Annotated in this window: 10 protein-coding genes and 1 pseudogene; 5 read left to right on the top strand and 6 right to left on the bottom strand. The window is 60.0% G+C overall.

Translation table 11 applies throughout. From position 1 onward, the window contains the following. Positions 1-579: 579 nt before the first annotated feature. The gene (locus tag MF410_RS15930) at positions 580-1,725 is read left to right on the top strand and encodes a right-handed parallel beta-helix repeat-containing protein (RefSeq protein WP_097623846.1); all 1,146 of its coding nucleotides are present in this window, start codon (positions 580-582) and stop codon (positions 1,723-1,725) included. Positions 1,726-1,826: 101 nt separating this feature from the next. Here the strand turns inward: MF410_RS15930 and MF410_RS15925 are convergent, their stop codons facing one another. Beyond that, positions 1,827-3,161, bottom strand: coding sequence for an O-antigen ligase family protein (locus MF410_RS15925; protein WP_097624164.1), 1,335 nt, complete (start codon positions 3,159-3,161; stop codon positions 1,827-1,829). Positions 3,162-3,608: 447 nt separating this feature from the next. On the opposite strand from MF410_RS15925, the gene MF410_RS15920 reads away from it, so the two are divergent. Beyond that, positions 3,609-4,412 carry a Ku protein gene (locus MF410_RS15920; RefSeq protein WP_097623847.1) on the top strand — a complete coding sequence of 268 codons (804 nt, stop codon included), beginning with the start codon at positions 3,609-3,611 and terminating at the stop codon, positions 4,410-4,412. Positions 4,413-4,456: 44 nt separating this feature from the next. On the opposite strand, the gene MF410_RS15915 is transcribed toward MF410_RS15920, so the two are convergent. From MF410_RS15915 to MF410_RS15905, 3 genes are read right to left on the bottom strand one after another with little or no spacing between them, the layout of a single operon-like run. After that, positions 4,457-5,308 carry a Ku protein gene (locus MF410_RS15915; RefSeq protein WP_097623848.1) on the bottom strand — a complete coding sequence of 284 codons (852 nt, stop codon included), beginning with the start codon at positions 5,306-5,308 and terminating at the stop codon, positions 4,457-4,459. An 18-nt stretch (positions 5,309-5,326) separates the two neighbouring features. Then, positions 5,327-5,560 (bottom strand): DUF2188 domain-containing protein, encoded by a 234-nt coding sequence (locus tag MF410_RS15910; protein ID WP_003570400.1) that lies wholly within the window; start codon positions 5,558-5,560, stop codon positions 5,327-5,329. A gap of 14 nt (positions 5,561-5,574) precedes the next feature. Then, on the bottom strand, positions 5,575-5,835 hold the full coding sequence (locus MF410_RS15905) for a hypothetical protein (RefSeq protein WP_097623849.1): 261 nt from the start codon (positions 5,833-5,835) through the stop codon (positions 5,575-5,577). A 145-nt stretch (positions 5,836-5,980) separates the two neighbouring features. On the opposite strand from MF410_RS15905, the gene MF410_RS15900 reads away from it, so the two are divergent. From MF410_RS15900 to MF410_RS15890, 3 genes and pseudogenes are all read left to right on the top strand, one after another. Continuing rightward, positions 5,981-6,409, top strand: a complete 429-nt coding sequence (locus MF410_RS15900; protein WP_097623850.1) for an OsmC family protein — start codon at positions 5,981-5,983, stop codon at positions 6,407-6,409. 53 nt (positions 6,410-6,462) lie between these two features. Beyond that, positions 6,463-7,947: pseudogene (locus MF410_RS15895) on the top strand (FAD/NAD(P)-binding protein). 142 nt (positions 7,948-8,089) lie between these two features. Then, positions 8,090-8,995 (top strand): DMT family transporter, encoded by a 906-nt coding sequence (locus tag MF410_RS15890; protein ID WP_097623852.1) that lies wholly within the window; start codon positions 8,090-8,092, stop codon positions 8,993-8,995. 122 nt (positions 8,996-9,117) lie between these two features. Here MF410_RS15890 and MF410_RS15885 read toward each other — a convergent pair whose 3' ends face one another. Together MF410_RS15885 and MF410_RS15880 are read right to left on the bottom strand one after the other, a co-directional pair. Further along, positions 9,118-10,737: a VOC family protein gene (locus MF410_RS15885; protein ID WP_179867051.1), complete on the bottom strand. Its 1,620-nt coding sequence runs from the start codon at positions 10,735-10,737 to the stop codon at positions 9,118-9,120. A gap of 21 nt (positions 10,738-10,758) precedes the next feature. Next, positions 10,759-12,354 carry a response regulator gene (locus MF410_RS15880; protein WP_097623853.1) on the bottom strand — a complete coding sequence of 532 codons (1,596 nt, stop codon included), beginning with the start codon at positions 12,352-12,354 and terminating at the stop codon, positions 10,759-10,761.

Below are 12,354 nucleotides of genomic sequence, written 5' to 3'. Positions count from 1 at the left end.
GGTGTTTGGCCTCCCGGGATTTCGTAACGTGAGACCGATCAATATGCAACCAGAGTCATGGTAAAATGAAAACAACTCGCCTTAGAGGCGCTTTCGGCCCAGAGATAGAGGCCCAGCGAGCGAGCGCAAGGTCATCTATGTTTTCGAGATAGTGTTTTTTTTACCACTGGTCCGATGGCGCCGACGAGGAGAAGAATGGCGTCCATCAACTCAACAGTGATTGACTAAACAGCTGCCTTTCAACGGTCCCCAACTCAGGCCACAGAAGAAGACTGACGGGCGATTAAAATGAGCTGCTGAAACGCAGCGGCGGCGTTGCCAGAACGCCATGCAGGAAAAATCGGGCGAACATGTGACGAGCCCGGTACCGGCCGATCCTCGACCCGAGATGCAATGCGACTTCAACTCGCTGCGAGGGCGTCGGCTGGTTGAACGCGATAATCGGGGCGGACTGTCTCTATTGGTCTATGTGCAGAGATTCTCAGCGGCCGTTCAGGTGAAGATAATTTTCAGATATTCAAACATCCGCCACACCGTCGCTCACTATTGTCAGCGACAAGCGTATCGAAGGAAGATCTGATGCCCGCCATCTTGCGAAAGAAAATTCATGGAGCATCCACACGGGGGCAGGTCATCGACGGTGCTGAGGATATCGGCGTCGCTTATCAGGTGTTTTCCGACACGGTGGTCGAAGACGTGGTGGTCAAGAACTCTCCGCGCGGCTTCAAATTTCACAACGGCAAGAATCTTGTCGTAAGGCGCTGCGAAACAGAAAATGTGAACGGCGACGGCATTTACCTTACGATGACGTCGAATGTTTTGCTGGAAAACAACCGCGTCGGCGCAGCGCCCGGCCAAGGAGCGGATTGTTGCCAATTCGCCTACGAAAACAAAGATAGCTATATAAGTTCCAATGTGGTGGTCCGGGGCAACCTTCTTTTACAAAGACCGACCAGCACCTCGAACAAGGGGGCGCTGGTTTGCGGCAGGACCCGAAACTACCTCGTTGAATATAATTTCATCGGCGGGAAGAATTTTTCTTTTTCATCGATCGGCGACGACGCCGTCGTGCGCAGTAACATCATGCGCGACGGCAGGATGAACGATTATTCCTTCGGTTATGGAGTTGGCGATCAAGTCAGCCATGCCGGCCACCATGTTTATGACAACAGGATCGAGAACAGCAATCGCGGCGTGAGTTTGAGCGGTTATTCCGATCAGAATCTGGCATTTCGCAAAGATATGAATATCCACGATAACGTCATCAGCGAATGTGACATCGCTTTTTTCGCCAATCGACCATGGTCCGGAAGCTTTCGGCGCAACATATTCCTGCGGTGCAAGCAGGGCATTCTGCTGAAGGGAAACGGGGAGGCGACTGCGGGGGACATTGACGGCAACTATTTCAATGACGGCAGCTTTCTGAACGTCACTCCGCCGCCGCTTCGCGTCAAACCCGACGGAAAGGCTTCCGTTTCTTCAGGTGAATGGACATCCGAGCCCGACGAAATCCGCATCCAGTGGCGTAACAAGGGGATCGATATACCGGGCGCCAACCGGCCATCTATAACGGTCGAAGCCGGCATGGAACTGTCATGCGTCTTGCTGGCCCGCAAGGAGCAGAATTGGATGTTGGCGATCGCTGAGACTGCTTATGACGATTTCACGCCGCGTGCGTGGCAGGAAAACATGCTGCCCTGGCAGAAGCGGTATTTCTCGATTTGAACGGCTGCTCGCATGCCCATCCGGCGGCCGACGATATTGACCGATGCGACAAGAAGGACGGAATGAGGCGCTCTATCGCCAGACGTCGAACACACCCTCCCTCAAGGCTGGCGTTGATTCCGGTTTGTTCGCAACCTGGGACGCAGTTCCGAGAGTGCGATGACCATATGTGGCCAGCAAATGAAAGGTGCCAGCATCATGCCTGCCTCGGTCATGGCTCCAAGCATGATGAGGATGATGATAACAATCTCCTTTCGCCTGGCGCCGGATTCTGCCGGATCGGGGTCGACGATTGTCATCTTCCGGAACACGCGGGTCAGCGCAAACAACGTCCATGCGGTAACGCCTGGAATGCCGATATTGAGCGCTAGCTCAAGATAGGTGTTATGGGTCGATCGTGCATCGAAGGTAACCTTGACGTACTCTTCCATGACATCGGGCTGACGAAACATCGCAAACCCATAACCTGTTAGGGGCCTATCCCAGATCAATGGCAATAGCTGTTCCCAGATATTGGTGCGACCGGAGAAAGTAATATCTTTGCCGAATGCTTCTGCAACCGCTGAAGCCACGCCGAGGTAAACGAAGCTGGCGCCGAACCCGATGATCACGAACAACAGGAAAACGACGAAGGAACGAAAAAGGCGGTTCGGGTAAATGTGAATAACGCGAATGCCATACAGCATCATGCTGCCGAACATCGTCAAGACGACAGCCGTCGAGGACTTCGTTGCCACAATCAAGGCGAGAAGGCAGAGCATTGCAGCCCAGCGTACCAGGGTACTGTAACGAAGCCGGCCGAATTTCTCCGTCGATAGCAGACAGACAAAACTGACCGAGCAAAACTGCCCCAACGTGTTCTTATGATAAAATGCGCCTTTGACCATGCCCGCATAGCTGCCACGCATGATGGCGAATTGTGGGAAAGCTGCTGTGTAGAGAACGTTGATGAATGCGGCGGCAATCGCAAAACGCCCGAGGACTCGGAAGGCTTCGACATTGCCGTAGCGCGCGCGGTACAGAAGAGGCGGGATGGCGAGAACGATGACCGCAGCCAATCCCTTTAAGGATGCGGTCTTGTCGATGGAGAAGACGATCGATGTCAGGCAGGAAATGCCGACAACCACGATGAACGGCGAAAACCTTGAAAAGACCCGTAGGAACTGTTTCTGTTCCAACAGAAAATATAATCCTGACAAAGGGATAAGGCCGTAGAGCAATATTTTCATCGGCAGCGGGTCGACCGCGGCGCCGTCGTCGAAGTTTGCAGGCAGGCCGTACCACATGCCTGTCGCCCGCCATAGAGACGCGTAAAATGCTATCGTAAGGACCAGCTTTGCCAGCACATCGCGCCGGACGCGCCACCGAGGCACAGACTGCCGGTGGTAGCCCGCCGGATAGTGGTGTCTTGCCAAAGCTGCATTTTCTATCGTCATCAAGGGCTCATATAAATCAATCTGCAGAACCCCGGCTGTTCGCCACGATCAAGGCGATGCCGGTATTCGATTGAACGGAGGCGGGAACTGATCTGCGCATCCTCGGCTTCCGCTCGCGAAGAACGAATTCGTTTTTGGCGGTTTCGATAACGTCGTCCTAGTTTCCCAAACTGCCCGTTTCGGTGGGCGATCTGGCCAGGGCAATTTGACCAGTGGCCCCAAGCTTCTCGAGGCGGCACGTCTCACTTCGCCATGCGGCGCGACTTTAAGCGAACTCATTCCGCGAATCCAGCCGATATAATCATGTCATCATGTCGCGCCGTTAACCATCCGATCGACTCTGGACTATTGGCACTACCCAGGCGATTTTACGGCGCACCCAATTTTCGGAACCAAACATCGGCTCCGCCGTTGAATGCGATGTCCAACCGTGTCCGGGAGACAGACATGGCACGTCAGACATTCTGGAAGGGCTACCTCAAGCTCTCGCTGGTGACGGCAGCCGTCTCGCTGACGCCGGCGACGACCGAAAGCAATAAGGTGCGCTTCCACGTTCTCAATCGCCAGACGAAGAACCGCGTCGAAAGCCGCTATGTCGACAGCGTCACCCACAAGCCGGTCGCCGACCGGGATCAGGTGAAAGGTTATCCCCGCGGCGAGGACGACTATGTTCTGCTGGAAGACGAGGAGATCGAGGAGGTCGGGCTCGAAAGCACCCGCACCATCGATATCGACAGCTTCGTGCCGCGCGGCTCGATCGACTGGATCTGGTACGACAAACCGCATTTTCTGGCGCCCGAGGATAAGGTTGGGGTGGAAGCCTTCTGCGTCATTCGTGAGGCAATGAAGGCAAACGATGTGGTCGGCATCGCCCGGCTGGTGCTTTATCGTCGCGAGCGTGCCGTGCTCCTGGAGCCGCAGGGCAAGGGCATCATTCTCTGGACGCTGCGTTATGGCGACGAGGTGCGTGAACCGGTGACCGAACTCGACAGCAAGGCCGAGATCGACAGCAAGCTTCTAACGTTGATGAAACGGCTGGTGAAGGAAGAGACCAAGGATTGGAGCCCGGCCATGGTGCAGGATCCGATCCAGAAGCGCCTGAAATCGATGATCCGCGGCAAGCAAAAGAGCCTGAAGAAGGCCGCTCCCGCGAAAAAGCCCGCGCCGGTGAAATCGACCGGCAACGTCATCAACATCATGGATGCGCTGAAGAAGAGCCTTGCCGCGGATGACGGGCGCAAACCGCATTAGCGAAAAGGTGAGGGCATTTCACTCGATAGATCTCAAAAGCCAGCTCAGCTCGCCTTCTTGCTGCGGCTGTCGCTGCGTGCCGGTGCCTTCTTCGCTGGCGCCTTCTTTGCAGTGGCCTTGCCGCTCAGCCCGGCGCTCTGTCGCAGCGCCTCCATCAGGTCGACGACCTTACTTTCCCGGGGCTGCTTTTTCTTTGGCAGTGCCCGGCCCTCGATTTTTGCCTTCACCAGCTCGACGAGGGCAGCCTCGTAACGATCCTCATATTCGCTCGGCTCGAAGGTGCCTTGCTTGGTCTTGAGGATATGGCCTGCGAGCTCGAGCATCTCCTTGTCGAATTTAAAGTCGGGAATGTCGTCAAAGACGCTGTCGGCCGAGCGCACCTCGTAGTCGAAGTTCAGCATGGTCGCGACGATGTGGTCGTCATGCGGGCGGATCAGCAGCGTCCGGTTGCGTCGGAAAAGCACGGCTTCGGCAAGTGCTGCGACTTTGCCGTCAAGCATGCTCCTGGCAATCAGCGCCAGCGCCTCTTCATCATGTTCGTCTACGGGCGCGAGATAGTACGGACGGTCGAAATAGAGCTTGTCGATGCCGTCATAGGCGATGAAAGCCTTGATATTCAGCACCTTGTCGCTTTCCGGCATGAGTGCGGCGATCTCGTCGCCCTCGATGACGATGTAATCGCCATTCTCCAACTGGTAGCCCTTGACCTGGTCGTCCCGCTCGACCGGTTTGCCGGTTTCACTGTCGATGAATTGCCGCTCCACCCGGTGGCCGGTCCTGCGATTGATGATGTTGAAGGAGACGCGGTCGGAGGAGGAAATGGCGGTGTAAAGCCCGACGGCGCAGGCAAGGTCGCCCACTTTCAGATGACCTTTCCAGCTTGCCCGCGCGGCCATTCCATCCTCCGTCGCAAATCAGAGCCGACTGTTGCTCTTGTCGGTTTCGAGTTCTTGAAAGGCCCAGCCGCGTCCGTCAGGCGCGGGATAGGCGAGCAGCGCGTCGCCATCGCCGATCTTCTGGCGCGACGCGGCGTCCCTGGCGTGAACGATCGCTTCATCGGCCGTGGCATAGGTTTCAGAAAGCGTGTCGCCGAGCTTGTAAGCCCAGCCATTGTCATGCGGCACGACCTGATAGGTGATATCGGCCATTTCGGATCTCCTCTTTAGTTCCGATTTGGTTTGCGCCGCTCGTCGAGGGCGATGATCTTCTCCACGGAGGCGATATCCTCGCTGGTGACGACAGGCACCGGATCGCCCGCGATCGCCTCCAGCACCTCTTGTGAGACGGCGCCGTTGCGAATCGCCCATTCCAGCGTCTCGCGTGTTTCGCGCTCGGCCTTCAGCTGCACATAAAGCGCGACGATCAGCCGATCGCGGGCGTCCATGCGCCGGCCTTGGCGATCCATACTGCGGACATCAGGCATCGCAATCCACCTTTGGCACCGATTTCGTTCAGGTGTAATCAACTGATGACGGATGGAAAGGTTCCGAAACCGATGGGTGGCACTTGCCTCTTGCGGCGCCGGGCGGCGATTGCCATCTGCAGAATGTTCGTCAAAGGATTTCACCATGGTCGATCTCAAGGCCCGCCCCCGCCCGACCGGCGCCACCGCCGCTCTCGGCCGCACCGGTTTTCCGCATGTCACCTCCGCCACCAAAGGCGAGATCGATATCGTCACCGCGCCGTCGCAGCCGGGTTTCAATCCGCTCGACCTGCTCTATGCCTCGCTCTCGGCCTGCCTCGTGCTCAGCGCCCGCATGGCCGCCAGCCAGATGGGCGTTCTCGACAGGATCAGCGGCATCACCGCCGAGGTCACCGGCGAGAAGGCGACGGAAGGCCTTTCGCGCGTTGCGAGGTTCAATATCGCCTTCTCGATCAGAGGCGATATCGATGAGGAGACCCGGCAGAGAATCGTCCATGCGGCCGAAGACGAGATCTGCACGGTGAGCAATACGATCCGCGGCAACCCCGATTTTTCGACGACGATATCGGCATAGGTTCAATCTATATAATATTTATAGACAATTGCCGGCAGAGGATTGCGCGGCCCATGCCCGGCTTCTATGCTTGGGCATCTAAAGCGATGATACGGCCACCATGCAGTCCAAGCCTTTCCCGAAATCCGAACGGCCTGTCGTCGCCATTATCGGCGGCGGCGTCTCCGGCGCCGGCGTCGCCTATCATCTCGCCCGGGCGAATTGCGGCGAAGCTCCCGTCATCCTGGTCTTCGAGCCGCGCGCCGAACTCGGCCGCGGCCTTGCCTACGACACGGATGATCTGGCGCACCGCATCAATGTCCCGGCTGCCAAGATGAGCCTGCAGCCGGACGATCTGGGCGAATTCCAGGCCTGGATCGAAGCTCGCGATGCCGTTGCCGGCGACAGCAAGGCCAAACAGCCCGATGGCTCGCTTTTCCCGCGGCGCCAGCTGTTCGGCGAATATGTCGCCTCGCTGCTGAAACCACTGCTGGAAGACGGTCGCGTGCGTCATTGTCACGCCGCGGTCACCGGCGTCGAGCGTCGTGCCGGCCGCTGGACGATCCGCGACGATAGAGGCGGCGTGACCGAGGCCGATATCATCGCGATCGCCACCAGCCATCCGCCGCCCGCAGCCCCCGGCCAGCTGGCGAGCCGGCTCGCCGACCATCCGCGTTTCGTCGTGGATACCACCAAACCCGGCGCGCTCCAGGTCATCCGCCCGCATGACCGGGTGTTGGTCATCGGCAACGGCCTGACGGCGGCCGACGTCATCGCCTCGCTTGCCGAGCACGGACATGAGGGGCCGGTGACCGCGATCTCGCGCCGTGGCCTGCGTTCGCGCGGGCATGCGCCGGTGCCGCAGCCGCTCTTCGGCGATTTCCTCGCCGATGCGACCCATTCCGCCGGCTCGCTGCTGGCAAGGATCCGCGCCGCCATCGATGCGGCAAAAGCGGAAGGGATCAGCTGGCACGGCGTGATCGATCAGGTGCGGGCGCAGGGATATGATCTCTGGCAGGCGTTGCCGGTTGCCGAACGCCGCCGCCTCGTCCGCCATCTTCGTCCCTATTGGGACGTGCACCGGTTCCGCATCGCTCCGCAAGTCGAGGCCGTGCTCGACGCGGCGATTGCTACCGGCCGGCTCGAGATCCTTGCCGGCTCCGTCGCCGATGCGCGCATCGAGGGCGAGTTCATCCTGTGCACCTTGCAGCCGCGGCAGCACCGCCAGCCGCTGGAGCGGAGTTATGACGCCGTCATCGTCACCACCGGCCCGGCCCATGGCGGCATTCTCGAAACTCAGCCCTGGCTTGCAGCCCTTGCGGCAAACGGCCACCTGTCGCTCGATCCCACTGGCCTCGGCCTTGCCTGCACCGGGCATTCGGAGGCGATCGGCCGGTCAGGAGAGGCGGATCCGTCGCTGCTGATCTCCGGCCCGCTGGCGCGCGGCACCTTCGGCGAGCTCGATGGGCCTGCCGCAGGTGACCGAGCATGCCTTCTTCGTCGCAAACGAGATTGCCGGAAAGCTGCGGGTGAACACGACACACACGCATCCGGCCTGATTTTACATTCCCCTGATTTTACATTCCCCCTGATTTTACATTCCTATGTCGCTTGGCGGCTGTCGTTCATGATCGACATCTGATACTCACGGCAGCCAACATCCCATCGCCCTGCTTTCGGGCGACCAGAAATATCGAGATCATGTTGCAGGCTGCCTCCACCCTTTCCGAAGCCTCGCCTTCCAATCGCCTCGCCCTTGCAGCCCTCATTCTCGGCGGGGCGGCAATCGGCGGCTCGCCGATCTTCGTCCGGCTCTCCGAGGTCGGGCCGATGGCGACGGCCTTCTGGCGCGTGGCGCTGGCACTGATCCCGATCTTCATCGTCTCGCTCATGAAGAAGGATGCGGGGGCGAGGCCGCAAAGCCTTTCCGATTACGGCATGCTGATCCTGCCGGGCGTCATGCTGTCGCTCGATCTCGCCGCCTGGCACCTTTCGCTCACCATGACTTCGGTTGCCAATGCGACGCTGCTGGCCAACCTCGCACCGGTCTTCGTCACGATGATCGCCTTCGTCTTTTTCGGAGCGAGGATCAGCGGCGTTTTCCTGTTCGGGCTTGCCTTGGCCTTGGCAGGCGTCGTCGTTCTAAAGGGCGGGCCGGCAGCCATCGGCAATGGCGACCTCAGCGGCGATGGCATCGCGATGATCGCGGCCTTCTTCTACGCTTGTTATATCCTGGCGATCGGCAGGCTGCGCAGCCGGTTCGATACGATCAGAATCATGATGTGGAGCACGGCGTCCGCTGCCATTTTCATCTTCCCGATCGGCTTCTTTTACGAAGGTCAGATGCTGCCCGCGAGCCTCTATGGCTGGTCGATCCTTTTCGGTCTCGCCTTTATCAGCCATGCCGGCGGGCAGGTGGCGATCACCTATGCGCTGGCCTATCTGCCGCCGGCCTTTTCCTCTTTGACGCTGCTGCTGCAGCCGGTCATCGCGGCTATCCTTGCCTGGGGGCTGCTGAACGAAGCGATCGGCACGATGCAGGCGCTCGGCGCTGCCGTCGTGCTCGCCGGCATCATGGTTGCCCGCGCTTCCCGCGTTCTGGTTTAAGCATTTCGGAACCGGCGCCTAAAGCGCGTCGCGATCTTTCAGATTCGCTCCCCGCGCCTTAGCTCTTTGTTTTTGCGCATGTCGTTGCCGCAAAACCGCTGCGCAGTTTTGCGCGACATGCTTTAGCGGTTTTCCTGCAGCAGCCATTTCTGGATGATCGGCACATCGGCATCGCCGAGATCATGGCCGCCGGGAATGACGTCGGAATCGACCGTGGCGCCCGAACTCTTCAGCCGATCTTCCAGCTCGCTCGCATATTTGCCGTAGGCATCCGTCTTGCCGCTGATGACGAGCAGGTCGGTGCCCTTCAGGTCGGCATGCGGATAGTCGCTGAGCACCGGCATGGAGCGCAGCAGCACCGCCTTGTGAACCAGGTTCGGATGCAGGTAGAGCAGCGAGTTCAACAGGTTGGCGCCGTTGGAGTAGCCGACATAGACGACCTTCTGGGGATCGAGCCCGTAGGATTTGACGGCGCCCTCGATGAAGGCGGCGAAGGCCTCCGCCTCGGTCTTGATGTCGTTCTGGTCGAAGGAGAAGGGAGTAATGCGCTTGTACCAGCGCGGAAACCCTTCCTCGGTCGCCCTGCCGCGCACGCCGAGCAGAGTCGCCCGCGGTGCCGCCTTGTTCAGCAGCGGCATCAGCGTCGTCTCGTTGCCGCCGGAGCCGTGCAGCAGCACGAAGACGCTGCCGTCGGGATCCGGCGGCGTATAGAAACGGTGGACGAAAGGCAGCTCGCGGTAATTGATGCGCGGTTGGCCGGGCATTGCAAACTGCGGCAGCACGACCTTCAGGTCATGGAGATTGGTGATCGCTTCGGGCGGCGCAAACAGCTTCGTCCCGAGAGCGGCCTGCTCTTCATCCACGATCATGCCCGGCTTGTCGGTCGCAAGCTCTATCAACGTGCCGCCGGGCTCACGGGCATAGAGTGAGCGGAAATATTTGCGGTCGTGCATGTTGGTCGGCGATGCGTCGGTGGCTTCCAGGGCCTTGCGGACGGAATGCAGCGTCTCCTCGTCGGCAGCGCGGAAGGCAACGTGATCGACGGTCCCGGTGCCCGGCGCGCCGGACCAGAAGCCGCGGGCATCGCGCACGTCGATGACGTCGCCGGACTGCGAAACCAGTCTGTCGATCGTGCCGCGATTGGCATGGAAGCGGTAGCCGAAATGGCTCTCGAGGAAGCTGCGGCTTTCAGTCGGCTTTTCCGTCAGCATGGTCGCGCCGCGCACGCGCTGGATGGCGTGCTCCGCGGGGATCGAGGCGCCGTGCCAGGCCGCCGGCGATGTGACGTGCTTTGCACCGGCGAGCTTGAGGATGATGTTGTCGGGGTCCTTCAGCCGGAGCACGGGCTCGCCGAATTCGTCCGCCGGTCCTTCCGAGCGCAGGCCGAAGCTCATGGCGCGCGTCAGCCAGTAACCGATGCTGGCGGGATCGATCGACAGTGATATTTCACTGATCTGGCCGTAGCCGGCCCGGCCGGGCGCACCGTCTTCCCATGCGAGGAAGGTAAGCAGCGAACCCGGCGTCCCTGCCGCATCGCCGTAGAACAGATGGAGTTGCGTCGCGTCCTCGTAGCCGGCCGTCTGCTTGACCAGCCGCAGGCCGAGAAAACCTGCGTAAAAGTCCACGTTCGCCTGCACCTTTCGGGTGACGGCCGTGACGTGATGTATGCCTGATACCATCGGAAGCAGTCCTGATTGAAGCGGAGTCGTCAGGAGCGCGAGTATGAGAGTTGCGAAGGTCATACCGTTGCCAATGACCACCGCTTAGTTTTGTTCCGCACAAAGCGCAAGCGAATCGCCGCGCTGCAGCAATTCCAGATGATCGACATATTCGAGTGCCTCTTCGAGTTGCTGCAGGGTCGGCGGCTTGACCATATAGGCGCGCGCACCGAGATTTCTGGCCCGTTGCCGGTCGGTCTCATCGCTTGACGTGCTGAGAATGCAGACGGGAATCTGGTTGAGGCGGACATCGGTGGAAAGCGCACGCAGCACCTCGAAGCCGTCCATGATCGGCATGTTGATATCGAGCAGCATCAGGTCGATCTGCGGCACCTCGGCAATACAGGCGCGTTCTTCGAGCAGCCGCATCGCCTCGCGCCCGTTGGTGGCGACATGCAGATTGAAATTCACCTTCTCCCGCCGCATCAGCTTGATCTTCAGAAGCTGGATATCGGCCGGGCTGTCCTCCACCAACAGCACTTCGGCAAGCCTGCCTTCGCCTTCACCCGGCTGCTCCGCAGGCTTGCCGCTGTGCGGGATGGCCGCTGCCGGCAGCGGCTCGGGCCTCGTCTCGGCGAGCGGCACGTCGAGAACGAAAGTGGCACCCGGGCCATCCTCCGCCTCGCACCAGATCGAGCCGCCATGCAGTTGTGCGATGCGGCGGCAGATGGCAAGGCCAAGCCCGGTGCCCTCGATGCCGCGGCCGACGAGGCGTTTGAACGGCTGGAAGATCAATTCGCGATGCTGAGGATCGATGCCGGGCCCGTTGTCGCGTACGGTGAGGCGGCAGAAATCGCCATGGGCTTCGCCTGAGATCGTGACCTCCGGAACCTTCTGCTCGCAATAGCGGATGGCATTCGACACGAGGTTCTGCAACAGCTGGGTCAGCAGCGTCGCATCGCCCATGACCTCCGGCAGCGCGCCGCGGATGATGATCGCGCCGCGGCTTTCGGTCTGCTGGCGCAGATTGTCCTCCACCTGGTCGAGTACGGCAGAGAGCGAAACCGGCGTGAGCTCCGGCCCGCCGGAGGCTTCGAGCCTGGTGAAGCCCGAGACCTTGACGATCAGGTCTTCCATATGGTCGGCGGCACTCAACACGTAATCGAGCAGTTCCCGGTCGTCGGCCGGAAGCGCAGCAGAACCGTGCAGGATGCGGCTGAAGGATTTGATCGTCCTGAGCGGCTCCTTCAGATCATGGGCCATGGCGCGTGTGAAAATCTCGAGCGATTGCCGCTTCTGTTCCAACTGCGCTTCCAGCATGCCGTGCATGATGGCGTTCTGGATGCAGCGATGCAGCGTTTCCGGCGACAGCGAATCCTTGGTGAGATAGTCGCGTGCGCCGGCCTTCATCACCTCGACGGCGACGGTTTCACTGCCTTGGCCGGTCAACATGATGACGTTGGCGGCGGGATCGTTCTCCAGAATATCGGCAAGAACGCCGAGCCCGTTGCGGCCCGGCAGCGAATAGTCGAGCAGGATGCAGTTCGGCCGTTTGCGGCCGTTCAGCGCAAGGCCCTCTTCGCCCGTCTCCGCCTCCAGGACGCTATAGGCGGTGCTGGAGACGCGGCCCAATATGCGGCGATAGACCTCGCGATCGTCAATATTGTCGTCGATGATGAGAATGCTGCACTCTTCGGCCAA

The organism is Rhizobium sp. C104 (assembly GCF_022354505.1).
Lineage (GTDB): Bacteria > Pseudomonadota > Alphaproteobacteria > Rhizobiales > Rhizobiaceae > Rhizobium > Rhizobium redzepovicii.
This window is presented reverse-complemented; position numbering and strand designations above follow the sequence as displayed.

Excerpts from the sequence above, each read along its gene's own strand:
- MF410_RS15930 (WP_097623846.1), top strand. The coding sequence starts at position 580 with ATGCCCGCCATCTTGCGAAAGAAAATTCATGGAGCATCCACACGGGGG.
- MF410_RS15925 (WP_097624164.1), bottom strand. The coding sequence starts at position 3,161 with ATGACGATAGAAAATGCAGCTTTGGCAAGACACCACTATCCGGCGGGC.
- MF410_RS15920 (WP_097623847.1), top strand. The coding sequence starts at position 3,609 with ATGGCACGTCAGACATTCTGGAAGGGCTACCTCAAGCTCTCGCTGGTG.
- MF410_RS15915 (WP_097623848.1), bottom strand. The coding sequence starts at position 5,308 with ATGGCCGCGCGGGCAAGCTGGAAAGGTCATCTGAAAGTGGGCGACCTT.
- MF410_RS15910 (WP_003570400.1), bottom strand. The coding sequence starts at position 5,560 with ATGGCCGATATCACCTATCAGGTCGTGCCGCATGACAATGGCTGGGCT.
- MF410_RS15905 (WP_097623849.1), bottom strand. The coding sequence starts at position 5,835 with ATGCCTGATGTCCGCAGTATGGATCGCCAAGGCCGGCGCATGGACGCC.
- MF410_RS15900 (WP_097623850.1), top strand. The coding sequence starts at position 5,981 with ATGGTCGATCTCAAGGCCCGCCCCCGCCCGACCGGCGCCACCGCCGCT.
- MF410_RS15890 (WP_097623852.1), top strand. The coding sequence starts at position 8,090 with ATGTTGCAGGCTGCCTCCACCCTTTCCGAAGCCTCGCCTTCCAATCGC.
- MF410_RS15885 (WP_179867051.1), bottom strand. The coding sequence starts at position 10,737 with ATGACCTTCGCAACTCTCATACTCGCGCTCCTGACGACTCCGCTTCAA.